Annotated in this window: 24 protein-coding genes and 7 tRNA genes; 10 read left to right on the forward strand and 21 right to left on the reverse strand. The window is 71.0% G+C overall.

Annotation, left to right across the window (positions count from 1 at the left end; genetic code table 11):
- Positions 1-184: 184 nt before the first annotated feature.
- The gene (locus ACZ6TD_RS10760; RefSeq protein ID WP_471352952.1) at positions 185-1,837 is read left to right on the forward strand and encodes a hypothetical protein; all 1,653 of its coding nucleotides are present in this window, start codon (positions 185-187) and stop codon (positions 1,835-1,837) included.
- Positions 1,838-1,909: 72 nt separating this feature from the next.
- Here the strand turns inward: ACZ6TD_RS10760 and ACZ6TD_RS10765 are convergent, their stop codons facing one another.
- From ACZ6TD_RS10765 to ACZ6TD_RS10780, 4 genes are all read right to left on the reverse strand, one after another.
- Complete coding sequence (locus ACZ6TD_RS10765; protein WP_471352954.1) at positions 1,910-2,476, reverse strand: HIT family protein; 567 nt, start codon at positions 2,474-2,476, stop codon at positions 1,910-1,912.
- A 91-nt stretch (positions 2,477-2,567) separates the two neighbouring features.
- On the reverse strand, positions 2,568-4,547 hold the full coding sequence (gene thrS, locus ACZ6TD_RS10770; RefSeq protein WP_471352956.1) for a threonine--tRNA ligase: 1,980 nt from the start codon (positions 4,545-4,547) through the stop codon (positions 2,568-2,570).
- A gap of 273 nt (positions 4,548-4,820) precedes the next feature.
- Positions 4,821-6,023 carry a hypothetical protein gene (locus ACZ6TD_RS10775; RefSeq protein ID WP_471352958.1) on the reverse strand — a complete coding sequence of 401 codons (1,203 nt, stop codon included), beginning with the start codon at positions 6,021-6,023 and terminating at the stop codon, positions 4,821-4,823.
- Positions 6,023-6,601, reverse strand: a complete 579-nt coding sequence (locus ACZ6TD_RS10780) for a DUF4365 domain-containing protein (RefSeq protein WP_471352960.1) — start codon at positions 6,599-6,601, stop codon at positions 6,023-6,025. Before ACZ6TD_RS10780 ends, ACZ6TD_RS10775 begins: the two co-directional genes overlap by 1 nt.
- A gap of 160 nt (positions 6,602-6,761) precedes the next feature.
- On the opposite strand from ACZ6TD_RS10780, the gene ACZ6TD_RS10785 reads away from it, so the two are divergent.
- Positions 6,762-7,487 carry an exonuclease domain-containing protein gene (locus tag ACZ6TD_RS10785; protein WP_471352962.1) on the forward strand — a complete coding sequence of 242 codons (726 nt, stop codon included), beginning with the start codon at positions 6,762-6,764 and terminating at the stop codon, positions 7,485-7,487.
- Positions 7,488-7,518: 31 nt separating this feature from the next.
- Here ACZ6TD_RS10785 and ACZ6TD_RS10790 read toward each other — a convergent pair whose 3' ends face one another.
- The 10 genes from ACZ6TD_RS10790 to ACZ6TD_RS10835 form a co-directional block, all read right to left on the reverse strand.
- Positions 7,519-7,890 carry a VOC family protein gene (locus ACZ6TD_RS10790; protein ID WP_471352964.1) on the reverse strand — a complete coding sequence of 124 codons (372 nt, stop codon included), beginning with the start codon at positions 7,888-7,890 and terminating at the stop codon, positions 7,519-7,521.
- Positions 7,891-8,004: 114 nt separating this feature from the next.
- Positions 8,005-8,079 (reverse strand) — tRNA-Val (locus tag ACZ6TD_RS10795).
- A 66-nt stretch (positions 8,080-8,145) separates the two neighbouring features.
- Complete coding sequence (locus tag ACZ6TD_RS10800) at positions 8,146-8,655, reverse strand: SRPBCC family protein (RefSeq protein WP_471352966.1); 510 nt, start codon at positions 8,653-8,655, stop codon at positions 8,146-8,148.
- 139 nt (positions 8,656-8,794) lie between these two features.
- On the reverse strand, positions 8,795-11,539 hold the full coding sequence (locus ACZ6TD_RS10805) for an exo-rhamnogalacturonan lyase family protein (RefSeq protein WP_471352968.1): 2,745 nt from the start codon (positions 11,537-11,539) through the stop codon (positions 8,795-8,797).
- 93 nt (positions 11,540-11,632) lie between these two features.
- Positions 11,633-12,232, reverse strand: a complete 600-nt coding sequence (locus ACZ6TD_RS10810) for a DUF624 domain-containing protein (RefSeq protein ID WP_471352970.1) — start codon at positions 12,230-12,232, stop codon at positions 11,633-11,635.
- 19 nt (positions 12,233-12,251) lie between these two features.
- Positions 12,252-13,109 (reverse strand): carbohydrate ABC transporter permease, encoded by an 858-nt coding sequence (locus ACZ6TD_RS10815; protein WP_471352972.1) that lies wholly within the window; start codon positions 13,107-13,109, stop codon positions 12,252-12,254.
- A gap of 115 nt (positions 13,110-13,224) precedes the next feature.
- Entirely contained in the window at positions 13,225-14,226 is a 1,002-nt protein-coding gene (locus ACZ6TD_RS10820; RefSeq protein WP_471352974.1) for a carbohydrate ABC transporter permease, read from the reverse strand.
- A gap of 11 nt (positions 14,227-14,237) precedes the next feature.
- Entirely contained in the window at positions 14,238-15,518 is a 1,281-nt protein-coding gene (locus ACZ6TD_RS10825; protein WP_471352976.1) for an ABC transporter substrate-binding protein, read from the reverse strand.
- Positions 15,519-15,844: 326 nt separating this feature from the next.
- Positions 15,845-15,916: transfer RNA gene (locus ACZ6TD_RS10830), tRNA-Val, on the reverse strand.
- 66 nt (positions 15,917-15,982) lie between these two features.
- Positions 15,983-16,438: a TIGR02611 family protein gene (locus ACZ6TD_RS10835; RefSeq protein WP_471352978.1), complete on the reverse strand. Its 456-nt coding sequence runs from the start codon at positions 16,436-16,438 to the stop codon at positions 15,983-15,985.
- A 190-nt stretch (positions 16,439-16,628) separates the two neighbouring features.
- Here ACZ6TD_RS10835 and ACZ6TD_RS10840 point away from each other — a divergent pair, with 190 nt between their 5' ends.
- Positions 16,629-17,042: an SsgA family sporulation/cell division regulator gene (locus ACZ6TD_RS10840; RefSeq protein ID WP_003959770.1), complete on the forward strand. Its 414-nt coding sequence runs from the start codon at positions 16,629-16,631 to the stop codon at positions 17,040-17,042.
- 298 nt (positions 17,043-17,340) lie between these two features.
- Positions 17,341-17,910, forward strand: coding sequence for a CGNR zinc finger domain-containing protein (locus tag ACZ6TD_RS10845; RefSeq protein ID WP_471352981.1), 570 nt, complete (start codon positions 17,341-17,343; stop codon positions 17,908-17,910).
- A 143-nt stretch (positions 17,911-18,053) separates the two neighbouring features.
- Here the strand turns inward: ACZ6TD_RS10845 and ACZ6TD_RS10850 are convergent, their stop codons facing one another.
- Positions 18,054-18,227 (reverse strand): hypothetical protein, encoded by a 174-nt coding sequence (locus ACZ6TD_RS10850; RefSeq protein WP_198268756.1) that lies wholly within the window; start codon positions 18,225-18,227, stop codon positions 18,054-18,056.
- Positions 18,228-18,295: 68 nt separating this feature from the next.
- Complete coding sequence (locus tag ACZ6TD_RS10855) at positions 18,296-18,757, reverse strand: hypothetical protein (protein ID WP_471357623.1); 462 nt, start codon at positions 18,755-18,757, stop codon at positions 18,296-18,298.
- Positions 18,758-18,890: 133 nt separating this feature from the next.
- Here ACZ6TD_RS10855 and ACZ6TD_RS10860 point away from each other — a divergent pair, with 133 nt between their 5' ends.
- Entirely contained in the window at positions 18,891-19,406 is a 516-nt protein-coding gene (locus tag ACZ6TD_RS10860) for a DsbA family protein (RefSeq protein WP_471352983.1), read from the forward strand.
- A gap of 51 nt (positions 19,407-19,457) precedes the next feature.
- On the opposite strand, the gene ACZ6TD_RS10865 is transcribed toward ACZ6TD_RS10860, so the two are convergent.
- The 3 genes from ACZ6TD_RS10865 to ACZ6TD_RS10875 all read right to left on the reverse strand — a co-directional run bounded on the left by ACZ6TD_RS10865 (position 19,458) and on the right by ACZ6TD_RS10875 (position 22,305).
- On the reverse strand, positions 19,458-20,303 hold the full coding sequence (locus ACZ6TD_RS10865) for a GNAT family N-acetyltransferase (protein WP_471352985.1): 846 nt from the start codon (positions 20,301-20,303) through the stop codon (positions 19,458-19,460).
- Positions 20,304-20,422: 119 nt separating this feature from the next.
- Positions 20,423-21,253 (reverse strand): aminotransferase class IV, encoded by an 831-nt coding sequence (locus ACZ6TD_RS10870; protein WP_471352987.1) that lies wholly within the window; start codon positions 21,251-21,253, stop codon positions 20,423-20,425.
- Complete coding sequence (locus ACZ6TD_RS10875; RefSeq protein WP_471352989.1) at positions 21,250-22,305, reverse strand: chorismate-binding protein; 1,056 nt, start codon at positions 22,303-22,305, stop codon at positions 21,250-21,252. Before ACZ6TD_RS10875 ends, ACZ6TD_RS10870 begins: the two co-directional genes overlap by 4 nt.
- Positions 22,306-22,465: 160 nt before the next feature.
- Between ACZ6TD_RS10875 and ACZ6TD_RS10880 the strand changes: the two genes are divergently transcribed.
- The 5 genes from ACZ6TD_RS10880 (at position 22,466) to ACZ6TD_RS10900 (ending at position 22,889) form a co-directional block, all read left to right on the forward strand.
- Positions 22,466-22,538: transfer RNA gene (locus ACZ6TD_RS10880), tRNA-Gly, on the forward strand.
- Positions 22,539-22,566: 28 nt separating this feature from the next.
- Positions 22,567-22,637, forward strand: a tRNA-Cys gene (locus ACZ6TD_RS10885).
- A gap of 1 nt (position 22,638) precedes the next feature.
- A tRNA-Val gene (locus ACZ6TD_RS10890) sits at positions 22,639-22,710 on the forward strand.
- 24 nt (positions 22,711-22,734) lie between these two features.
- A tRNA-Val gene (locus ACZ6TD_RS10895) sits at positions 22,735-22,806 on the forward strand.
- Positions 22,807-22,817: 11 nt separating this feature from the next.
- Positions 22,818-22,889: transfer RNA gene (locus tag ACZ6TD_RS10900), tRNA-Val, on the forward strand.
- An 84-nt stretch (positions 22,890-22,973) separates the two neighbouring features.
- On the opposite strand, the gene ACZ6TD_RS10905 is transcribed toward ACZ6TD_RS10900, so the two are convergent.
- Entirely contained in the window at positions 22,974-23,255 is a 282-nt protein-coding gene (locus ACZ6TD_RS10905; protein WP_020867118.1) for a TFIIB-type zinc ribbon-containing protein, read from the reverse strand.
- 77 nt (positions 23,256-23,332) lie between these two features.
- A complete protein-coding gene (locus tag ACZ6TD_RS10910) occupies positions 23,333-24,307 on the reverse strand; it encodes an aminoglycoside phosphotransferase family protein (RefSeq protein ID WP_471352991.1) in 975 nt (324 codons plus the stop codon).
- Between the last annotated feature and the right edge of the window lie 123 nt (positions 24,308-24,430).

A 24,430-nucleotide genomic window follows, 5' to 3' on the forward strand; every position in this document is an offset into this window, starting at 1 on the left:
CGGCCCGCCCGCCCCAACCGCGCCGGGGCAGGCGGGCCTTCGCCGTCGGCCGTCCACCGGCGGTTCCGCGGGCGGTCTTCTCCACGAGGGTTTTCCACAGGCCGCACACGCACTGGCGACAGGCGGCGCACACCCCGGATACGCTGAGGTCGCAGCGCAAGAGCGTGCCGTATTGGGGGCGTTGGTGACGGACGGATTCGACTTCAGTCCCGGGGCGCAGGTTCCCCTGTCGGGAGCGGCGGGACAGACGGCGGCGACGCAGGCCCTGGCCTCCGCCGCCTACCGCGACGACCCCGTGGCAAAGTTGCTCGACGCCAATTCGGAGTGGACGGTCTCCGAGGTCAAGAAGCCGAGGATCTCGCTCTTCGAGCCGAATCTGGGCGAGGCGTTCGCGCGCGCCGTCCAGCTGAGAATGCTCGGCGGCGGGCGGGGCCAGGTGATCCAGTCCTTCGGCATAGAGCCGCAGACGGTCGTCGAGCACTGTCTGGCCGCCAACCGCATCCGCAAGACCCGTGACGCCCGGCTCACCGCCGTCATGGTGATCTTCGGGCTGCTGTTCCTGCCCGGGACGCTGCTGTGGCTCGGCGCCTTCCAGCTACGCCGCTCGGTCGCCGGGGCCCAGGACAAGCGGATGGGCGCGCTCGGCACGGCCCTGCTGGTGGCGCTCGGCGTGATGGTCGTCATCTTCCTGGTCAAGCTGCCCTTCGGGGGCTTCTGGGGGATCTATCTCCGGGGCGTCGTGGTCGCCCCGGTCATCGGCTGGTACATCGCCAAGCAGATCTGCGAGCGCACCGCCAAGGACCTCAGGGACTCCTGGGGCGGGCTGCTCTCCGGCGGCGGCATAGGCGCCAAGGTGCCCGAGACGGTGCCCAACCACCCGGGCCAGACCGCCGCCGAGGAGCTCCGCAAGGCGCTCCACAAGCTCACCGCCGAGCAGTACAGCAATGTGGTCTTCTACGCCGGTCCCAAGGGCATATTGGGCATGGGCACCCGCTGGGGAAGCTGGCAGCTCGCCGAGGACCTGGTCTCGGCCGATCCCGACAAGGAGATCGACCCCTTCCGCAGCTGGGACGTCATACGGGCGATCCACGACCAGCTGCGCATGCTGGAGCGCACCCCGCTGCACACCGGCGGCTTCCCCACCCCCTCCGTGCGCCACTGGGTGGTCTCGCCGATCGGCGAGGGGGCCAAGGCGGTCGAGCGCGGCGGCACCTCCGAGGAGGAGGGCTTCCAGATAAAGGGCGTCGATCTCCAGCGGATCTGCGACCAGCAGCAGTTCGGCGCCGGCGACCGGCACTACCTGGGTGTGCAGTTCGTGCTCTGGGACGGCCAGTTGGTGATCACCTTGATGATCACGGTCACCCTGCTGCACAAGACGTTGCGGATCGAGGTCACCGGGCATGCGCTGGGGCCGGTACACCCGCTGTTCACCAGCAAGCCCTCGGCGCCCTCCAAGACGGTCGCCAAGACCTTCCGGTTCTGGGAGACCAAGTCCATCCCGCTGCCGCTGGTGAACGCGAAGGAGGTCGTGCGACTGGCCGCGCGCGCCCCCTTCACCTGGTACCCGCCGATCCTGGACCACCTCGGGGGCAAGCTGGTGCTGCCCGAACCGTTCGGCCTGCGGCACGCCTGGGCGGACAAGCCCTGGCGCCACCGCTTCATGGCGGACGACGCGCTGCGCGCCGCCACCCCGGTGCTGCGGGTGGTCCATGAGGCGGCCATCGGGGTGCTCAAGCACCACGGCGTGGACACCGAGCGCTTCGGCAACCGCTCGCTGGCCCTCAGCGGCCAGGTCCAGGACGCGGCCCCGAAGAAGGCCGACCTGTACGACGCGTAAGAGCACGACGCGTAAGGCGAACGCAAAGGGGCCGGGCCCTGGCCGTGCGGCCAGGGCCCGGCCCATGAGCCGTCAGGCCCCCGGCTGGGGCCAGGCGTCGGCGAGCAACCGGCGGGTGTCGGCGAGGAGTTGCGGCAGCACCTTGGTCCTGCCGATCACGGGCATGAAGTTGGTGTCCCCGCCCCAGCGCGGCACCACATGCTGATGCAGATGCGCCGCGATCCCGGCGCCTGCCACGGTCCCTTGGTTCATGCCGATGTTGAAACCGTGCGCACCCGAGGCGGTACGCAGCGCGGTCATCGCGGCCTTGGTGTATTCCGCGAGCTCCACCGTCTCCTCGGCGGTGAGATCGGTGTAGTCGGCGATGTGCCGGAACGGGACGACCATGAGATGGCCGCCGGTGTACGGATACAGATTGAGCACGGCGTACACGGCCTCGCCGCGAGCGATGATCAAGCCGTCCTCGTCGGACTTCTCCGGAATGGAGCAGAACGGACAGCCATCGCCCGCGCCCGGGCCGGTCGGCTTGTTCTCCCCCTGGATGTAGGCCATCCGATGGGGCGTCCACAGGCGCTGGAACGCGTCAGGCGTCCCCACTCCGATCTGCTGTTCCGGCTCACTCGTCATGCGGGCCAGCATATTCGCCCCGCAGGGGTGGGGAAGAGCCGAGGGGCGGCCCTGGTCAGGGCCGCCCCTCGGAATTCTGGCCTCCGTGGAGACCGCTGCTGGATCAGACCTGGATCCGGCGCTCCACGGTGTCGGCGATCTCGGCCAGCGCCTGGTCGATCGGAATGCCGTTCTTCTGCGAGCCGTCGCGGTAGCGGAAGCTCACCGCGCCGTTCGCGACGTCCTCGTCGCCCGCGATCACCATGAACGGGATCTTGCTCTTCTGCGCGTTGCGGATCTTCTTCTGCATCCGGTCCGAGGACGAGTCCACCTCCATCCGCAGGCCCTTCGCCTTGGCCTGCGCGGCGAACTCCTCCAGGTACGGCACATGGGTGTCGCCGATCGGGATGCCGACCGCCTGCACCGGGGCGAGCCACACCGGGAAGGCGCCCGCGTAGTGCTCGAGCAGCACCGCGAAGAAGCGCTCGATCGAGCCGAAGAGCGCCCGGTGGATCATGACGGGCTGCTGGCGGGAGCCGTCCGCCGCCGTGTACTCCAGCTCGAACCGGGCCGGCTGGTTGAAGTCGACCTGAATGGTCGACATCTGCCAGGTGCGGCCGATCGCGTCCCGGGCCTGGACCGAGATCTTGGGGCCGTAGAAGGCCGCGCCGCCCGGGTCCATGACCAGCTCCAGGCCCTGCTTCTCGGCGGCCTTGCGCAGCTCCTCGGTGGCCTCTTCCCACTGGTCGTCGCTGCCCATGAACTTGTCGGAGTCGTCCCGGGTGGACAGCTCCAGATAGAAGTCGTTCAGGCCGTAGTCGCGGAGCAGGTCCAGCACGAAGGTGAGCAGATTGTCCAGCTCATCGGCCATCTGCTCCTTGGTGCAGTAGATGTGCGAGTCGTCCTGGGTGAAGCCCCGGGCCCGGGTGAGGCCGTGGACCACGCCGGACTTCTCGTAGCGGTAGACCGTGCCGAACTCGAAGAGCCGCAGCGGCAGCTCGCGGTAGGACCGCCCGCGCGCCCGGAAGACCAGGTTGTGCATCGGGCAGTTCATGGCCTTGAGGTAGTAGTCCTGGCCCTCGAACTCCATGGGCGGGAACATGCCGTCCATGTAGTGCGGCAGATGGCCGGAGGTCTCGAAGAGGCGCGCCTTGGTGATGTGCGGGGTGTTGACGAACTCGTACCCCGCCTCCTCGTGCCGCTTGCGCGAGTACTGCTCCATCTCCTTGCGGATCACGCCGCCCTTGGGGTGGAACACCGCGAGGCCCGAGCCCAGCTCGTCGGGGAAGGAGAACAGGTCCAGCTCCGCGCCCAGCTTGCGGTGGTCGCGCTTCTCGGCCTCGGCGAGGAAGTCCAGGTACGCCTTCAGCTCGTCCTTGGTCGGCCAGGCGGTGCCGTAGATCCGCTGGAGCTGGGGGTTCTTCTCGCTGCCCCGCCAGTACGCGGCGGCGCTGCGCATCAGCTTGAAGGCCGGGATGTTCCGGGTGGTCGGCAGGTGCGGACCGCGGCACAGGTCCTTCCAGCACAGCTCGCCGGTCTTGGCGTCGAGGTTGTCGTAGATGGTCAGCTCGCCCGCGCCGACCTCGGCCGACGCGCCCTCGGCGGCGTCCGCGGCCGACCCCTTGAGCCCGATCAGCTCCAGCTTGTACGGCTCGGCGGACAGCTCCTCGCGCGCCTCCTCGTCGGTGACCGCACGGCGGGAGAACCGCTGCCCCCGCTTCTGGATCTCCTGCATCTTCTTCTCGATGCGCTTGAGGTCGTCCGGGTGGAACGGGGTCTCGACGTCGAAGTCGTAGTAGAAGCCGTCCTTGATCGGCGGGCCGATGCCCAGCTTCGCCTCCGGGAACAGCTCCTGCACCGCCTGGGCCATGACGTGCGCGGTGGAGTGGCGCAGGATGTCCAGACCGTCCTGGCTGGTGATCTCCACGGGCTCGATCTCGTCGCCCTCGGCCGGCTGGTACGCCAGGTCCTTGAGCTGCCCGCCCACGCGCACGGCGACGATCGAGCGGTCGCCGGCGAAGAGGTCCGCCGTCGTAGTGCCCGTGGCCACCACGCGTTCTTCCCGCTCGGAATCGCGTTGGATGATCACACGGACGTCTGACACCGGTCTCTCCTGACTGATGGATGGCTCCCCGCGGCGAATACCGCGCAGCGTGAATCGTACCGAGCCGACGGGCGGGACCGCGAAACGGTTGTGGCCGCCGTCCCCGCGCGGGGTGACGGTCACCGGACGCCGTCACCGCCCGCGAGGGCCGTCGGACGGACACCGTCCCCGCGCACGAGGGCCGTCGGACCCCCGCGCGCGAGGGCCACCGGACGGACACCGTCACCGCCCGGGGCGGCCCTCACCCGACGCCACAACGCGCTCGGGCGGCGCTCAGGGGCCGCCGCCGCACGCCTCCTCGAAGAAGTCCAGGTTCTCCTGGAGCGACTTGACCAGCCGGTCCCGCTCGGCCTCGTCGACCTGGACCGGGGTGACGCCGCCGGCTCCCCTGAGCCGCCGGAAGCCGCCGCGGCTCTCCAGCCGCCCCCGCACCCGGATCGGCAGCCCCACCAGATGGGCATGGCCGGCGATGCGGTAGTCCTCCTCGTCCAGGGTGATCCGCACCTGCGCGACCTCCGCCCCGGAGAGCACCCGCAGCCGCACCGTCCCGGGACCGCCGGGGCCGGTACGGCGCAGCCGCACCACCGCACCGGTGAGACACACGGGAACGGACGGCTCATCCCGGACATAACGAGCACCCGCCTCCCTTAACCCCGGGAGATCGCCGGGCGAGAACTCCACCGGATCGGGCCGGGCCGCGAACCCCGGCGGCGGACCGGCGGCCGGTGACCACTCCAGCGCCACCCGCGCCCCCTCCGTGCCCTGGACCAGCGCGATCACCGCCTCGGTCAGCTCCCGGCTGGCCCCCGCCGCGACCGCCGCGTCATACGCCTCCATGCCTCCGGTCGTCCGGTGGTAGTCGGCGGCGTCCCGGAGGGCGTACAGCGCGCTCAGCAGGGTGACGGCGGTGGCGCGGCCGTCCTCCTCGACCGGCACGAAGACGGTCAGCTCACGGCCGCCGGACCCGGCGCCCGGGGGCCCGGTCAGCACCCGCTCCAGGGACGCCTCGGCGGCGCGGCGGTGCCGGGCGCCGTAGTAGCCCGCGCGGCCGCGGGCGGCGAGCGCTCCGGCCAGCAGGGTGTCGCGAACGGCGGCGCGCAGCCGCTCCTGCGCGGTCCAGGCGGAGGTGCCGCCGGGGGATTCGGGCACCTCACGCCGCCAGCGGATCTCGTCGCTGGGCACGGCGAGGCCGGTGAGCACCTCGCGGGCGGAGGGCGCGGCGCTGCGGCTGAGCGCCGTCAGCGCCTCGCCGAGCAGATCGCCGCTGTCGGGGAAGTCCCGGCTCTCGGGCACCAGCAGGCTGGTGCCGCCCGCGAGCCGGCCCGGCGGGGTCCAGCGGGCATAAGCCCCCGGGGCGCCGCCGCGGCGGCGCCAGCCGTGCCGGGCGAGCAGGGCGCCGAGGACGGCCGGATCCACCTCGTCGGGGCGCGGGACCGACAAGGGTGCCGGATCGTCCTGGGGCCATGGTCGGTCCATCACGGTCTCCCTCCCGCCCCGACCCGGGTCATGATCTCGCAGAGCGCGCGGTCGTCGAAGATCCGCGAGGTCGGGATCCGCACGGTGGTCCGGCGGCGGCCCGTGACCGGGTGGCCGGCCAGATTGATCCAGTAGCAGCAGTGGCGCAGGGACAGCCGGTCGTGCCCGGCTCGCAGCCAGTCCTCCTGGCCGCGCGGCACGATCATCACCACGAGGATCTTGTGCACGGAGACCGGGCTGCGGGCCAGCTTGACCAGGTGGTCGTTGTCGAGCGTGAAGGCGAAGGTCGGCCCCGGAGGGCCCGGCGCGATCTGGTACGTGGCCTTGAGCTGCACCTTGATGGTGACCTCGTCGTCCACGGCGTGGCCACGGGCGCTGTGGCTGACGTGCCAGTCGATGCCGTGGTCGGGGAAGGGCTGGGCCAGTGAGCAGCCCGCGGCGGCGGCCACGGCGTGCAGATAGCCCACCTGAAGGGTCTCCATACAGGCGGTGGTGGCGATTTGGCCACGCACGGGAGGTGATCCGCTCAGGGCAAGGCCGCTCGCCGTCGGGGCCGGGTCGGGTGTTGCGAGCGTCATGTCCGTGACGCCTTCCGGTCGTCGCCGGCTTCGTACACCTGTGTTGTCTCCGCGTCAGGACCTCGGCAAACAGCGGCGGTTCGAGGTCCCTCCTCCGGGTATCACCTGGTCGGGGCGGGATCAGATGTCATCGAGGGGAAATGCACGAGGAGTTGAGGCCATGCCGTCCTGGTTCGAGGGGCCGCTCGCCGCCTTTGACACGGAGACCACGGGTGTCGATGTCGAGCATGACCGGATCGTATCGGCGGCCCTGGTGGTGCAGCGCGGGACCGGCAGCCTGCCGGAGATCCGGCGCTGGCTGGTGAGTCCGGGCGTGCCGGTGCCTCCGGCCGCCACCGAGATACACGGCCTGACCGACGCTCATCTCCAGCGTCACGGCAGATGGCCGGCGCCGGTGGTGGACGAGGTGGCGCGGGCGATAGCGGAGCAGGTCGCGCGGGGCACCCCGCTGGTGGTGATGAACGCGCCGTTCGATCTGACCCTGCTGGACCGGGAGTTGAAGCGGCATCGCAACTCCAGCCTGGCGGGCTATCTTTCGCTGCGCTCGATGACCGTTCTGGATCCGCGGGTGCTGGACAAGCATCTGGACCGCTATCGCAAGGGCCGCCGCACCCTGATCGATCTGTGTGGACACTACGGCGTGGAGCTGACCGGCGCGCATGACGCGGCGGCGGACGCGGCGGCCGCACTGCACGTCGTGCGGGCGGTGGGCCGCCGGTTCGCCTCCCGTCTGGAGACGCTGACGCCCGCCGAGCTGCACGCGCGCCAGACGGTCTGGTACGCGGCGCAGGCCCGGGGGCTGCAGGCGTGGTTCGCGCTCAACGGCTCGGACGAGGTCTGCGATCCGGCCTGGCCGCTGCGTCCGGACCTTCCGGCCGCGGCCTGAACGCTCAGGTCCGGCGCGGTGCGCCCGACACTCAGGTCCGGCGGAGCGAGAAGGGGTGGCCGGCCGGGTCGGAGTAGATCCGTACGTCGCGCAGGCCACCGTTGTTCTTGGTGTCCAGCGGCCGCGCGCCCAGGTCGACGACCTGGCGCTCCGCGGCGTCGATGTCCTCCACCAGCAGGTCCAGATGGGCCTGCTGGGAGTCGTCCGGCCGTGGCCAGCTCGGCGGGGCGAAGCCGTGGTCCCGCAGGAAGGCCATCCGCGACCCGCCGGGTGCGACGATCTCGACCCGGTCGGGGGTGGTCAGCGGCTGGATCTCCGCGCCGAGCACCCGGGCGTAGAACTCGGCGAGCTCTTCGGGGTCGGCACAGTCCAGGGACAGGACGGCTGCGGTCGCGACGGCCATGAGTTCCCCTCCACATCGTCACCCACGGAAGCCTTATCCGGATACCCCGCTCCTGGCCGTACAAGCACGCAGACAGGAGGCCGGGCCGCCTGCTGGCGGCCCGGCCTCCTGAGGTGGTGGGCGATACTGGGTTCGAACCAGTGACCTCTTCGGTGTGAACGAAGCGCTCTCCCACTGAGCTAATCGCCCGGGTTGTTCTCTTCGGGGTCTCCCCGGCGGAACGACCTGAACAATACAGGTCGCGGCGGGTTTGGTTCAAACCGCGTTTCCGCCGGAGGGCCCGGAGGGCGGACCGGGCGGCGCCCCGGCCGGACCGGCGGGCCGCGCGGCGAGGTGCGCCCGCAGCCCCCGCAGTCCGGAGCGCATCATCAGGGCGTGGTTGGCCCGGAAGATGGGACGGCCGGGCAGGGCGAGACGGCGCAGCAGGGGCTTGCGGGCCACCACCTCCTGTTCGAAGAGGGCACGGGTGCCGGTCCCCTGGGGCAGCACCGTCCAGCGCGCCCAGCCCTCCAGATCGCCCGCGAAGCCGATCTCCAGCACGCCGTCCGCCGGGTCCTGGCGCGCCTCGCTGACGATCAGCCGCAGGTCGTACGGGACGAGGGAGCGGAAGCGGGCGGCGCCGCTGCGCGCGTCGATCCGCCGGACCTCACGGACCTGGGGCCACCACCGCGGATAGTCGTCGCCGTTCGCCAGCACCGCGAAGACGGCGGCGGGCGGAGCGTCGAGATCCCATCGGCTGCGGAAGCGGTAGTGGCACCAGTCCATGTCCTCAGTCTGGTCGCACCTGAGGTGCGCGGCTACAGGGTGTCCGGCGGACCACGCGGCGGAGCCGCAGATCGACGCCGCGGGAAGGGGCGGGGAGGGGAGCGGCCCGCCGCAGGCGTCAAGACCCTTCGGACACCCCCTACCCCGGCAGCTTGTCGCCGACGAGCGCGAGGTTCTGGATCGCGGCGAGGCCGTACTGGGCCGTGGCGTTGGTGCTCACCCAGGCCGCCTCGACGCCGGGCTCCAGCACGTCCGGGCCGTCCACCTTCACCGACTTCCAGCTGATGGTGGCATCCGGGTAGCCGTCGCCCTCGTGGTATTCGGTGAACTTCTGCCAGGCGCGGGCGGCCAGCTTGTCGTCCTTCAGCTGGACGGCGGCGTAGGCGTCGAGCCGGGAGTGGCCCTGGACCAGGATCAGCGAGCCGAAGTCGGTGCCGTAGCGGGCCTTCTGCTCGGCCTTGGTGGCGTTGAAGTAGCGGCAGTAGTCCAGCCATGCCTCCTTGAACTTCGGCAGGTCGATGAGGTCGATCACCTCGGCGCAGACCTCGACCAGGCCGAAGACCGCGGACAGATGGGAGACGCTGACCTTGGGCCGGTCGGCGATGGCGTACGTGCCGGTGTCGAGGTCGTACAGCGCGCTGCCCTGGACGAAGCCGTTGGGCTGGGCGGCGATGGTCTCCATGGTGGACCGCAGCCGCGCCTCGGCCTTCTCGGCCTTCGGCCCGCGCCGCTCCCACTCGGTGAGCCAGGCCCCGGCGAGACCGCTCCAGTCGGTGCCGAAGCCGATGTCCAGGGCGTGCGGATCGGGCTCGTAGTCGGGGTCCTCGCGGACCTTGCGCTGCGGATCGAGGACGAGGAACGTCTCGTCGGAGTCGACGAGGGCGTGCATGATGTCGCCGATCCGCTCGTCCGCGGTGAGGAAGTAGTAGTAGCGGCGGTACAGGGCGGTGGAGATGCGCTGCTGTTTGGCGCTGTCGGCGAAGTGCTGGACGCCGTGGCGGGTGCCGAGCCCGGCCCACTTGCCGAGGTGGTAGGCGTCGACCTCGCCGGTGTGCCGGGTCATGGCTTCGGCGAAGCGGAAGATGTCGGAGCGGCCGGAGCGCAGATACGCCAGCCACAGCCACAGGTCGGGCGAGAGCTCGGAGTTGTCCCACGCGTAGCCGCCGACGTCGTACCGCCACTGGTGCCGGTCCCCGTCGTAGGTGTGCATGATGTCGCCGTAGTCCCAGAAGCCGTACCAACGGCGCTGGTCGACCTGGCCCTTGTGGTAGTCGAAGAGGAAGTCCAGCCGGTCCTCGATCTTCGCCTTGGCCGGGGTGGAGCGGTCGACGGGCGCGAAGAGACCGCCGAAGACCTTGGCACGGGCCAGGTCGGCGGGGCCGGCGGCCAGTTGGGGCGGGGTGCGTACGGCGGCGGCCTGCCGGACGAGGGTGTCGGCGTCGGGGGTGGCCGCGTTGGCCCAGAAGGTGAGTTCGCTGGTGCGGGCGATGCCGTACGGGGTGCCGAAGCCGGGCTCGTAGTCCTCGTAGGTGATGTTGAGGCCCTCGAGCTGTTCGGGGTAGGTGTCCTGGCCCATGCCGTCGTGGTAGAAGCGCAGGTCCATGGGCTGGGCCTCGGGCGACCAGAGCCACAGGGTGACCTCGGCCTCGTCCCCGGCGGCGCCACGGATGTCCAACTGGGCGGGGAACTTCTCCCAGAAGTCGCGCAGTCCGAAGGAGAGTCCGCCGCTGACGCCTCCGACGTAGCCGAAGCCGCTCGCCCGGCCGCCGCCGCCCGCCGCGATCCAGCCGTGGCCGGGCTTGGTGCGCTTGCGCAGGGTGAAGCCGTCGGCGGAGAGCTGGGCGAGGGTGTAGTCGCCCCAGGTGGGGATGAGGTGCAGCCGGGAGGTGACGCGCTGGTCCCAGCCGGCCGGGTCGGGCAGCTTCTCGCCCTTGACCTGGGCGGTGCGGACGCCCTCGCCGGGGTCGCGGCGCAGCCCGGTGACGCCCTTGACGGCCTCGGTGAGGAATCCCTTGCCCTCGCCCGCGATGCGGATGTGGCGGTCGTACGCCTCGTCGCGCATCGGCACGGAGAAGCGGACGCCGAGGCCGCGGATGAAGTCTTTGTTCTGGTCGCCGTCGAACGTGATGGTGTGCACCATGCGGAACGATTCGGCGCCCGCGTAGAAGTAGAGCCGGACGCTGAAGGGGAGCCAGGCGCGGCGGCCCTTGCGGTGCTTGCCGTCGATGCGGACGACGGCGCGGACGGGGCCCTTCTGCTCGACCTTCGCCCCGCTGATCTCACCGTCGAACCGCTCCCACTCGGCGCGGCCGTGGTCGCCGTCGTCCACGTCGCCCTGGCGGAGCAGGACCAGCCGGCCGTCGCGGGCGATCTCGGTGGAGCCGCGGGTGACGGAACGCACGAGCTGCTTGCCGTCCTTACCGATGACGGCCTTGATGACGCCGGTGTCGACGGTGATCCTGCCGCCGCTCTCGGAGACGGCGACCTTCTTGGCGGGTGCGGCGGGCGTGCCGGGGGTGAGCTGGTAGGCGCTGCCGGTGAGGCCCTCCCCCGCCGCGTGCGCGGTCCACTTCAGCGAGCCGTCGGGCCAGTAGGCGGTGGCCCAGGTCTGCAGGGGCACGTGTGTGCCGTCGGAGGAGGTCAGCGCGAACGTCCGGTCGCCGGGGTGGGCGCCCTTGGGCCAGGGGACGCCGAAGGTGGAGCCCGCGGCCGCGCCCAGGCCGCCGTCCTCCAGCCAGGTGATGTCCACGGGCTCGTCCGCGGCCTTCTCGGCGGGGCTGTCGGCAGCGGCCTTCGGGGCGTTGTGGGCGAGCAGCCAGGAGAACGGCACGGCGGCGCCGGTGGCGGCGGCCTTGAGGAGGTTGCGTCGGGGGATCGGGGGCATGTCCGCTTCACCTTTCATACGGGGGCAGGTGCATGACATGAATCGGCGGAGGAGGCTCCGGGGCAGGCAGCGCCTGGGGAGGGCGGCGCCTGGTCAGACGCGGGCGCGGCGCTCCACCGCGACCGCGCACCCCGCGAGGGCGCCCGCGGCCGGGGCGATCAGCGGCAGCATCTGCCAGGCGGCCACGGCGAGTACGGCGAGCCCGCCGATGAGCAGCAGCGATCCGCCGGGGTCGGTGGCCAGCCCCTGGCGTGCGGCGGTACGGGCGGCGGCCGGCCATGAGGTTCCGGGCCGCCGTAAGGCCGCCGTCCGCAGCCCGAGGACGACCACCGCGAGCAGGCCCGCCACGCTCACGGCGATCAGCGCGGGCCCGCCGGGCAGGGCCCCGGAGCGGGCCACCCGCAGATCGAAGGCGAGCAGCGCGAGCGCCGCCCACCACAGCAGGGAGAACCGCCAGCCGCTCCGGGTCGCCTCCCGCAGCCCGGCCAGGAAGTCCCGCCAGGTGGACCGCTCACCGTCCAGATGGCGGCGCAGATGCGCACAGCCGGCGGCGAACGCGGGCAGCATGGTGATCACCGGCAGGGCGGCGAGCACCACCCAGACGCCGGTCAGCAGGCATTCGGCGAACAGCGCGAAACGCAGCGGGCCGCGCCCAGCGCGTCCTACGGCGGCCGCTCCCCTGGCGGCTCCCATGGCCTTTCCCATGACGGCCTCAGCCCTTCAGCCCGGAAGTCGCCGCGCCCTCGACCAGATAGCGCTGGAAGGCCAGGAAGAACAGCAGCACCGGCAGCAGGGCGACCATCGACATGGCGACCATGCCTCCGTAGTCGGCGACGGAATCCTGGTCGATGAAGAGCTTCAGGCCCAGCGAGACCGTGTACTTGTCCGGTTCGTTGAGGTAGAGCAGCGGCCCGATGAAGTCGTTCCAGGACCAGATGAAGGTGAAGATCGCGCTGGTGATCAGGGCCGGGCGGCACAGCGGCAGCACGATGTTCCAGTAGATGCGCAGATGGCCACAGCCGTCCAGCCGCGCCGCCTCGTCCAGTTCCCGGGGCAGCCCGCGCATGAACTGCACCATCAGGAAGACGAAGAAGGCGTCCGCCGCCAGGTACTTGCCGAGCAGCAGCGGCACATATGTGTTGATCAGGTGCAGCTTCTGGAACAGGATGTACTGCGGAATGATCAACACCTGGAACGGCAGCAGCAGGGTGGAGATCATGAGCGTGAACAGCGCGTCGCGCCCGGCGAAGCGGATCCTGGCGAAGGCGTAGGCCGCCAGCGAGCAGGAGAACAGCACGCCGATCACCGAACCGGCCGCCAGCAGCAGCGAGTTGGTGAAGAAGGTCGAGATCGGCACGTCGGCGATGCCGTCGCTGAGCCGGCGGTAGTTGTCGGTGATCGGATCGGTGGGCAGTAGCTGGAGGCTGCCGATGATCTGGTCACCGGGCTTGAACGAGCCGCCGATCACCCACACCACGGGGTAGAGGATCACCGCCAGTACGGCGAGCGCCCCCACATGCCACACGACTGACCGCGCACGGCGCCGCCCGACCGCCACAGAAGCACTCACGCCGCCTCCCGCTCAGTCCCGGCGCGCTTCCCTGCGCGGGCTTCCTTCGTCACTGCTCGCTCCTTCGTCGCTGCGCGGCTCCTCAGTCCAGCCCGCGCAGCGCGCCGGGACACGCTCACTTGGCATCCTCCTCGTAGTGCACCCAGCCGCGCTGGGTCTTGAACAGCACGGCGGTCACCAGGCCGATGCCGAGCATCAGCATCCAGGCCATCGCGGCGGCGTAGCCCATGCGCAGATTGCGGAAGCCCTGCTCGTAGAGGTACCAGCCGTAGACCAGCAGGGAGTCGCCCGGTCCGCCGGTGTTGGTGCCCGACCCCGCGATCACCACCGCCGAGGTGAAGACCTGGAACGAGTGGATGAGCTCCAGCAGGAGGTTGAAGAAGAGCACCGGCGAGATCATCGGCAGGGTGATGGACCGGAACCGCCGCCAGCGGCCGGCGCCGTCCATCTCGGCGGCCTCGTACAGCTCGCCCGGCACCTGCTTCAGCCCGGCCAGGAAGATCACCATCGGCGCGCCGAACTGCCAGACGGTCAGGGTGATGAGGGTGGGCAGCGCCCAGTCCGGGTCGCCGATCCAGCCGCCGACGTCCCATCCGAAGAGACTCATCGACTTGTCGACGATCGCGTCGTCGTTGAAGATCGCCCGCCAGACGATGCCGATGCTCACACTGGCCCCGATGAGCGAGGGGGCGTAGAACGCCGAGCGGTAGAAACCCTGGCCCTTACGGGGCTTGACCAGCAGCAGCGCCACGGCGAGCGCCGCCGCCAGCTTCAGCGGGGTGCCGATCAGTACGTACTTCAGCGTCACCTGGACCGAGGTCCACCAGCGGTCGTCCTCGAAGAGGTCCTGGAAGTTCTTGAACCCGATCCACCGGGGCGAGTCGAAGAGGTTGTAGTCGGTGAACGCCAGATAGAGCGAGACGAGCATCGGGCCGAGGGTGAGCAGCAGGATCCCGATGCACCAGGGCGTCAGGAAGAGATAGCCCGCGAGGGTCTCCCGGCGGCCCTGGCGCCGCCTCGCCGCCGGGGCGGGGCCGGTGCCGGGGCCGGCCTTCTCGGGGGTCGTCCCGTCAGGAGGCCGCACTCCGTCCGCCGCACGCGTCGTGGTCGGTGTCACGGAAGCTCTCCTCACGAGCCGAGCGCGGACTCGGCCTCGCTGAAGAACTGGTCGACCGCCTTGCCCATCGAGGACTGCCCCAGCGCGACCTGGGTGTAGATCCTCAGGAAGGCGGCCTCGGCGACATCGGCACCGGCCGGATGCGGGGTGATCGGCTCCAGCTTGGCCCCCACGCTCTTCTCATACGCGGCGATCTTGGCGTCGACGCCCTGGGGCTGGTAGGCGTCGTACTGGGCGGTGGTCGCCGGGATGCCGCGGTTGTAACCCATGATCTTGCCCACCTCGGGGTCATGGGTCATGAAGTCGATGAACTGGGCGACTTCCTTGGGGTGCTGGGTGCGGGCGGAGCCGCTGAGCATCAGCGAGGAGAGGTACTGGCCGGTGCGCTTGCCGTCCGTGGTCGGGATCGGCCCGAGGTCGAGGGTGGTCTTGGTCTCGGCGGCGAAGCGGACCAGGAAGTTGTCCCAGGTGAACTCGGAGGCCGACAGATCGGCGCTGATCGACGCCTTGGGCTTGGCCTGCTCGGACTTCTTGCCCGGCACCAACTCGTCGGCCTTGGCGTGGCTCTGCCAGCGGCCCCACCACTCGGTGAGGTCGTCCTTGGTGAAGCCGAGCTTGTTGTCCTCGGTGAAGAACGCCTTGCCGTTCTGCCGCAGATACAGGTCGTAGAGGTACATCACATTGGCGTTGTCGCTGGCGCCGTAGAGGGTGCCGTCGCTCTTGCGTACCTTCTTGGCGGCCGCGAAGAAGTCGTCCCAGGTCCATCCGTCCTTGACGGTCACTCCGGCCTTCTGATACGCGTCCGGGTTGTAGAAGAAGGCGAAGGTATTGGCGCCGACCGGCACTCCGAGGAGCTTGCCGTCGATATCCCCGGCCTTCTCCAGTCCGTCGCGGAATCCCTTCAGGCTGAGATTTCCGGCGTCGGCCTGACCGTTCAGATCCAGCAGGAGGTTCTTGTCGCCGTATTTGCGCAGGAAGGCGTAGGAGTTCTGGAAGACGTCCGGGGCGTTTCCGCCCGCGGCCTGGGTATTGAACTTGCTCCAGAAGTCGGTGTATTCGGAGAAGTCCGTCTTGACCTTGATGTTCGGATATTCCTTCTCGAAGAGCCTGACCGTCTTCTGGATCAGCTCCGCGCGGTCCTTGGCACCCCACCAGGAGTAGCGGATGGTCACCTTGCCGTCTCCGGAACCGCTTCCCCCGCCACAACCGGTGGCCAGCAGCCCCAGCGCGGCCAGCACGGCCGCGACCGCCCGGACCCCTCTCGCCCTCGCCGTCCATCGCCCAGCACCCATGACACGCCCCTCCCGGGCAGGTCGTCCGACTGCCCCCGCTAGCTTGAAACGTTTTAGGCAAGCGCTTGCCGGGACAAGTTAGGGACCAACGAGGCGTACGTCAACGGTTCGGACAGGATCACTCAGGATCGGGGTGAAGCGCTTCGACGAAAGCGCTTGGGAGGGTCGTGCCGACCACCCGGCACCGGGGACCTTCCGTCGCGCACCCCGGGCGCCTTCGGGCACGGGCCCCGGGGGGCCTTCTGTCACGGGCCCCGGACACCTTCGGACATGCGACAACACCGAGGGCCCGGAAGGCTGATGCCTTCCGGGCCCTCGGTCCAGGGTGGGCGATACTGGGTTCGAACCAGTGACCTCTTCGGTGTGAACGAAGCGCTCTCCCACTGAGCTAATCGCCCTGGCGCACGCCCAACATTAGCGCATGCCGGACCGTGCTCATGACCAGTCCTGCGACGCGGGGCCGCTCACTGCTCGATCTTCCACGGCATGACGATGCCGAACTTCCACACATAGGCCGACACCGCCGCGGCGCAGATCACCACCGCGATCGTGGTCAGTATGAGATTGCGCCTGCGCACCTTCGGGTCCAGGGCACGGTGCGCCGCCTCGGTGACCTTGCGCTTGGTCCAGGCCAGCACCAGCTGGGCCCAGACGAACTCGGTCGCCCAGATCGCCATTCCGGCGAAGATCACGAGCCACCCCGGACCGGGCAGGGGCAGCAGGATGACACCCAGGGCCACGACCCCGAGGCCGACGATGAACACGCCGACCTGCCAGCTCAGGTGGAGCGGGCGCGACCGCTTGATGAACCGCGGCGCCCGGGAGCCCCATACCGGCTCCTTCGTCGGCGCATCGCCCCCCGTCGCGACCTGGGGGCCCGCTTCGGCAGCCCCGCGCCGCCCGTCACTCTCCGCATTCATGTGACCCAACTTACCTGATCGTTTGAAGTCACCGGAACGGCGGTAGTGGCCAGTCGGGAGCTGGGCCGCATGAGCTACCAGAAGAGCCGCAAAACGGTCAGAGGGGTTTACAACGGCACCGTAGGTGGCATGTCGATTTCGCCGACGTGCGAATCCCCGAGCGCACACTGAGCGAAAGGCCCTGGCGCTTATGAACACCACGGTCAGCTGCGAGCTGCACCTGCGCCTCGTTGTGTCGAGCGAATCCTCACTGCCTGTACCCGCGGGCCTGCGGTATGACACGGCCGACCCTTACGCCGTGCACGCCACCTTCCACACCGGAGCCGAAGAGACGGTCGAATGGGTGTTTGCCCGCGATCTTCTCGCCGAGGGCCTGCACCGGCCCACCGGCACCGGCGACGTCCGGGTGTGGCCGTCCCGCAGCCACGGCCAGGGAGTCGTCTGCATCGCCCTGAGCTCCCCGGAGGGGGAGGCACTGCTCGAAGCCCCGGCGCGGGCCCTGGAGTCGTTCCTGAAGCGAACCGACGCCGCGGTGCCACCCGGTACCGAACACCGTCATTTCGACCTCGACACAGAGCTCTCCCACATCCTGGCGGAGAGCTGAGACCCGGCGAGAGCTGAGCGCTCGGCCGTCCGACTCGGGGAGACGGCGCGAGCCGGGGCGCGACCGCATCACATACCGACGATCCCGACCATGGCAATCCCGACAACGGCAGAGGCAGGCGACGGTGCCGTCGCCGCGGCAGCACCCGCAGTGACGGCACCGTCGTATGACCGTCCGGCACCGTCACAGGACCGCCCGGGGCCGCCTGGGACACGTCCGGGGCCCGGCAGGACTAGAGTCGGGCAGATCGAGGGCAGCCCAGGGGCAGCCGCCGACCCAGCCGGCCAGGGAGCCAATCGTGCTGATCAACCACGACACCCGGTGCGCGCTCGACGCCGTCGTCGATCTGGTGAACACCGCGCCCGAGGGCGCGGACCGGGACGACCTCGCCGATGTCGCCGCACTGCGCCGGTTCGTCGAGCGCAATGACATCAGCGACATCGGCACGCTCGGGGAGCGCGACCTCACCGCGGTCCGGGCCGTACGGGCCCGGTTCGCCGAGGTCTTCGCGACGGCCGGGAACGAGGGCGCCGCCCGCCGCACCGCCGAACTGCTCAACGCGATGATCGCCGCGGCCGGCACCACGCCCCGGCTCACCGACCACGACGGCTATGACTGGCATGTGCACTACTTCGCGCCCGGTGCCTCGCTGGCCGACCACCTCGCCGCCGACGGCGGCATGGCGCTGGCGTTCCTCGTGGTGGGGGGCGAGCGGGAGCGGCTGCGCCGCTGTGAGGCCCCGGACTGCCGCCACGCCTTCGTGGATCTGTCCCGCAACCGCTCCCGGCGCTACTGCGACAGCCGCACCTGCGGCAACCGGCTGCATGTCGCGGCCTACCGCGCCCGGCGCCGCGAGGCCGCGAGCTGACCGTCCGCGACGCCGCGGAGATCCGTCAGAAGGGCCCTAGCCGGGCTGGACACCTCACCACGGGTGGCCGGGCGGGCGCCGTCTCACCGCCGACGAACGGGCGGCGCGCCGCGTCACCATCGGCAACCGGACGGGGCGCCGTCTCACCACCGGTAGAGGTCGTGGACGGCGGTCACGAAGAGCAGGGTGCCGATGAACGCCAGGAACAGCATCAGCGGCGGCTGCGAGAGGGCGAAGAGACAGCCGCGGGTCTCGTCGCTCGGCGGAACAGGGGGTCCTTCGATGGGGGATTGCTCCCCGGGCGGTGATTGCAACATCTCGCGGAGATCATGACCCAGCCATGAGCCCGCCTGCGACCGGTGATCGTTTTTTGATCGGTCGCTTGTCAGATCCCGTGCTTTTTGAGTATGGCCTCGATGTCGGAGAAGTCATCTGTGCCAGAACTCGTTCCGCCCTTGGTCTTCGGCTTCCCCGACGCCTTGACCCCGGTGGCTCCCCGGCCGGGCCCCAGGGCGGGCTCCGAGGCCCCCGCGGACACCCCGCCGGCACGTTCGGCCGCGGCCGCCGCGCGGCGCTCCTTACGGGTGCCGCCGGAGCGGTGCTCGACCGCCCGGCTGATCATGAACAGCGCCCAGGAGAGGCCCAGCAGACCGAAGCCCAGCCAGACGCTCGGCTTGAAGACCAGGTCGGTGAGCCAGCCCAGGATGCCGGTCATCGCCAGGCCCAGCGGGATCAGGGCGTAGGCGGCGATCCGCGTCGCCGCGAGGAACCGCTTGCGGTAGGCGGTCAGCCCGGCGATGCCCAGACCGGCCGCGGACAGCGCGGCGCAGAAGGTGTCGGTCAGCATCGTTCCTCCCGTGAACTGGGCTTCCGGTATGTCCATCGTGCACCCCCTAAGGCCGCCGGGGCCATGGCCCGAGCCCGGGATCAGGGACATCTCCGGGTACGGGGCAGGGTCCGGGGGCTGGAAGACTGGCCCCATGAGCCACACCGACCCCTCCCCCCGCCCCGTGCTCGACGTCTGGTGCGAGTTGCAGTGCCCCGACTACCGTACCGCCCTGGGCGATGTGCGCGCGCTGCGCGACCGCTTCCGGGACGCGCTGGACATCCGGCTGCGCCACTTCCCGCTGGAGCGCCATCGGCACGCCCACGCGGCGGCCCAGGCGGCTGAGGAGGCCATCGCCCAGGGGCGCGGCTGGCCGTTCGTCGAGGCCGTCCTGGAGCGCACCGAGGAGCTCGGGACCCGCGGTGAGCCGCTGCTGGTGGAGGTGGCCCGGGAACTGGGGCTGGACGCCGAGGAGATGGACACCGCGCTGGTCGACGGCCGGCACATCCTGATCGTGGACGCGGACCAGGCCGAGGGCCGGGCGATCGGGGTCACCGGCACCCCCACGTATGTGATCGGCGGCGAACGGCTCGACGGCGGCAAGAGCCAGGAGGGGCTGCGGGAGCGCGTGGCGGAGATCGCCGCCCGGCTCGTCGCCGAGCGGTCCTGAAGCCCTGAAAGCCCTCGGAACGGGCCCCCTCGGAGCAGCGGCTGGCAGAACTCAGAGCAGCGGTTTGTAGAGCTGGTACTCGATGGGCTCGTAGCCCAGCGACTCGTACAGCCGCAGCGCCGGGGTGTTGCCGCCGAAGACGTGCAGGCCCAGGCTGCGGGCCCCGCTCGCCAGGCTCGCGCGCTCGGCGGCCAGCATCAGGGTGCGGCCGTGTCCGTGGCCGCGGTGCTCCTCGGCGACCTCGACAACGTAGACATACGCCTCCCCGCTCTCGGCGGCGTCGGGCTCCCCCTCGCGCAGCGCGATCCAGATGGTGCCCACGTCCGTGCCGCCGTGGGCGAGGACGCGCAGCAGGGCCCCGGGGGTGTCCGGGCCCTGCGGCAGCAGCCTGGCGTAGTCGGTGTCCGCCTTGGTCCCGGCCTGCTGCCGGGTGAGTCCGCGCGCCAGCAGATCGGCGACGTACCCGGCCCGCGCGTGGGCGCGCCACGCCGGGTAGTCGGCCTCCGCAAGGGGACGTATCGCGCTGCCCTCGGGCAGCTCGGGCGGGTCCGTGAGCCGCTTGAGCATGTTGCGGCCGCGCTCGCGGTAGCCGAGCGCGGCCGTGAGCCCGAGGGCGGTCGTGGCCGACGCGGGGACGCTCACCATCAGCTGGGTGCAGCCCCAGCCGCGCAGCACCTCCTCGGCGGCGAGCGCGGCGACCGTGCCGCGGCCGCGGTGCCGGTCGGCCTCGTCGATGTGGAGCCGCTCGATACGCCCGGCCGCCGGGCCCAGGCGGGCATCGGTGGCGAGGCGTACGGAGCCGACGGGGCGGCCGTTGACGCACACCTCGTACGCGCGGGCACGCCCGCCGCCGTCGGTGTGCTGTTCGGGCGCGGTGGGCCGCAGAGTGGTGGTCACGAAGGTGTTCTACCGGCCCGCCGGGCGATCGTCACCCGTTTTCCGGCGCGGATCCGCCGCGACGGGCCGGTGAAGTCCCGGGCCTGCCCGCTCAGGGCCCGATGTCCCCGCCCGCCCGCTCAGGGGTCGATGTCGGCGGCCGCCCGCTCAACGAAGATCCGCAGGGCCTCGGCGGTGACCGGGCCGGGGGCGGCGCCGGGCAGGGTGTGGCCGTCCACGCGGTGCACGGCCTGTACGTCGCGGGTCGTGGAGGTCAGGAAGACCTCCTCGGCCCGGTACAGCGCCTCCAGCGGCAGATCGGTCTCCTTGGCGCCCACCCACTCCAGCACCAGGGCGCGGGTGATCCCGGCGAGGCAGCCGGAGGAGAGCGGCGGGGTGTGCAGCTGGCCGTCGAGGACCACGAAGACGTTGGAGCCGGTGCCCTCGCAGAGCGCGCCGACCGTGTTGCCGAAGAGGGCCTCGGTGGCGTCCTGCTCGCGGGCGCGGGCGAGCGCGACCACGTTCTCGCCGTACGAGGTGGTCTTCAGGCCGGTGAGCGCCCCGCGCTCGTTGCGCGCCCAGGGGACGGTGATCACGGCCGTGGCGTCGGGCCTGCGGACCGCCTCGACCAGCGCGACCACCACGGTGGGCCCGGCCGTGCCCCGGTCGGAGCCGAGCGGTGAGACCCCCCCGGTGTAGGTGATCCTCAACCGTCCGAACGCCACGGGGTGGGCCTTGAGCACCTCCTCGCAGCCCCGCCGCACCTCGTCCAGGTCCGGCTCGGGAAGCCCCAGGCCCTCGGCCGAGCGGGCCAGCCGCCGCAGATGGCGGGTGAGGGCGAAGGCCCGCCCCTCGGTGGCCTTGACGGTCTCGAAGACGCCGTCGCCGACCGTGAGCCCATGGTCGAACACGGACACCATGGCGCTGTCCGGGTCGCAGAGGGATCCATCGAGCCAGATGGCCGGTTTCATCGCGTCGCCCTTCCCGTCGGCTGCTGTACACCCGACGCTACCGCGAGCAGCCGGGCGGCCTTGAGTTCCGTTTCGTCCCATTCACGTTCCGGCTCTGAGCCCCAGGTGATGCCCGCCCCGGTGCCGAACCGCAGCACGGCCCCGGCCGGGCCGCGGTCGATCCAGAAGGTCCGTATCCCGACCGCCAGCTCACCGGTGCCGCGGTCGGCGTCGACCCAGCCGATACCGCCGCAGTACGGGCCGCGGGGCGCGGTCTCCAGCTCCTCGATGACGCGCAGCGCGCTGGACTTGGGCGCGCCGGTGACCGAGCCGGGCGGGAAGGTGGCCGCGAGCAGTTCCGGCCAGCCGGCGCCGGGGGCGAGCTCGCCCCGCACCGTGGAGACGAGGTGGACCAGACCGGGGTGCGGTTCGACCGCGCACAGCGCCGGGACGGTCACCGATCCGGTGGCGCAGACCCGGCCCAGGTCGTTGCGGACCAGGTCCACGATCATCACGTTCTCGGCGTGGTCCTTCTCCAGCAGGTCCTCGGAGGCACGGCCGGTGCCCTTGATGGGGCCGGACTCCACGGTGCGCCCGGTGCGCCGCAGGAACAGTTCGGGCGAGGCCGTGGCGACCTCCACCCCGTGGGCCGGCAGCCTTACGGTGCCCGCGTACGGGGCGGGGTTGCCCAGGGCCAGCAGCGCGGTCAGCGCGTCCACATCGGCCCCGGCCGGATCGGGCAGTGGCGCGGACAGCACCCGGCAGAGGTTGGCCTGGTAGACCTCACCGGCCGCGATCCGCCGCCGGACGGTGCGCACCCCCGCGGTGTAGGCGGCCCGGTCCAGTGACGAGGTCCACTCCCCCGCCGTGGGGCCGCGCCAGCCGCCCGGTGCCGGCGGCGGCACCGGCTCGGCCCGTACATCCCCGAAGCGAGCGCAGACCAGACGGCCCTCGAAGTCCGCGACAACGGCCCAGAAACCCTGGGTTTCCAGGGCCGACGGGTCGCTGGTGACATCCCGTAGATCGGTGGCGAGCAGGCCGCCGAAGCGGGCGAGCGGGGGCAGGTCGTGCACGGTCGCGAGTCTATGGTGCCCAGGTCAGGGCGGCCTCGGGAGGGAGTGCGGCGCGCGAGCAGGGCAGCACGCTGCGGAAACGGAATTTGAGCTGGCCCCGGAATCCGCTAGAGTTCAACACGTCGCCGGGACGCGGAAGCGCCCCGGAGAAACGGCACCTGCGGACGTGGCTCAGTTGGTAGAGCATCACCTTGCCAAGGTGAGGGTCGCGAGTTCGAATCTCGTCGTCCGCTCGGTGTGGGGGTTTCGATCCCCACGGCTGGTGGAGTGGCCGAGAGGCGAGGCAACGGCCTGCAAAGCCGTCTACACGGGTTCAAATCCCGTCTCCACCTCGGACGATTAGCTCAGCGGGAGAGCGCTTCCCTGACACGGAAGAGGTCACTGGTTCAATCCCAGTATCGTCCACTCGGATCCTCGCGGATCCACCCTGCGCGATTAGCTCAGCGGGAGAGCGCTTCCCTGACACGGAAGAGGTCACTGGTTCAATCCCAGTATCGCGCACGCAGTCCTGCGGACGATTAGCTCAGCGGGAGAGCGCTTCCCTGACACGGAAGAGGTCACTGGTTCAATCCCAGTATCGTCCACACCGATCGACGGAGGGCCGGAGCGAAAAGCTCCGGCCCTCTGGCGTTTCTCAGGCGGAGAGGCTTCTCGGGCCAAGAAGCTTCTCAGGACGAGAAGAGCATGTGCCCGAAGCCGCGCTTGTGGTGGCCGTGGTGGCCGCCGTGGTGGCCGTGCTGCGGTGCGCCCCAGGCGGGTGCGGCCGGGTACGCCTGCGGGGCACCGGGCGGGGCGGGCGGCACCGCTTGCGTCCACTGCGACTCGAGGCGGGTCAGCGCCTCCAGCTCCCCGTAGTCCAGGAAGATCCCCCGGCAGCCGCTGCACTGCTCTATCTGCACGCCATTGCGGTTGTACGTGTGCATCGGCGCATGGCACTTGGGACACTGCATGGTCCGCTCAACTCCTCATGCTTCGGACAGAACGCGCCGGAACACCCGTCCGGGCGCGTGGAGTTCACCCTACGGCCTCATCCCGCGGCCGCCATGAAGCGGGCGATGCGGACGGACGCCTCCACCATCGCCTCCTCGGCCTCGTCCAACGCCCGTCCGGCGGCCGCCGCCTTGGCGAGCGCGAGCGCGGCGGTCTGGACGGTGAGGGCGCGGGCGGGCACGTCCAGCCGCGGCCAGGGATCGCGCTGCCCGGCGGCGGAGCCGCCCGCGGCCCGGTACGCGCCCAGGAACCGCTCCCAGTCCTCGGCGGCGAGCAGCCCGGCGGCGTACCAGGCGGCGGGACGGGCGAGGTCCCAGGCCGGGTCGCCGAGGCCGAGGTCGTCGATGTCGATCAGCCGCCAGTCGGTGGCGCGGTGGCGGATGAGCTGGCCGAGGTGGAGATCGCCGTGGCAGAGCCTGCTGTCTTCGGCGCCTTGGTGTGGGCCCACGGGATCGCGACGATCCACAAGGTCCCCGCGATCCACGCGATCCGTACGGTCCACGCCCCGCGCCCAGCCGGGCAGTCCGGCCCAGGCCCGCAGCACGGCCCGGGTGGCCACGCTGTCGGGGAGTGCCGCCGCCCGCAGCCGGGCGATGGCGCGGGCCGCCTTGGCCGGGCCGCGCATCGCCGGGAGCGGGCCGGGCAGTTCGGCGACCGGCACGGCGTGCAGCCAGGCCAGCAGCTTCCCCGCCTCGACCCAGGGGGCGGCGTCCGGTGCGTCGGGTGCCACGGGTTCGCCGTACGGCCAGAGGGTGACCTGCCGCCCGTCGGGCAGCGCGGCCATGCCGTCGACCGGCGGCAGCAGTATCTCCGCGCACCGGGGGTCGGCCGCGACGCCGAGCCGGACGGCCAGCTCGGCCGGGTCCGTGTCGGGCGGATGCGCCTTGGCGACGACGCGGCCGCACCGGACGACGGTGGCGTCGGGCCGGTCGGCCAGGACGGTCACCTCGGCGGTGGCGTCGCGCTGGGCCCGGCGGAGGGCGGTGACGAGCTGCGCCGCGGTTCGGCTCACGGCTCCCCCATGTCTTCGGCTGCCCCGGATCGTAGCTCCTGCCGGGCGGAGTGCCCGCGCTCTGGACCTCCTGGTGTCGGGCGATCACCCGGGCGCGGGCCCTACGCCCTCCCTCTTTATCTG

It is taken from the genome of Streptomyces yongxingensis (assembly GCF_055597465.1).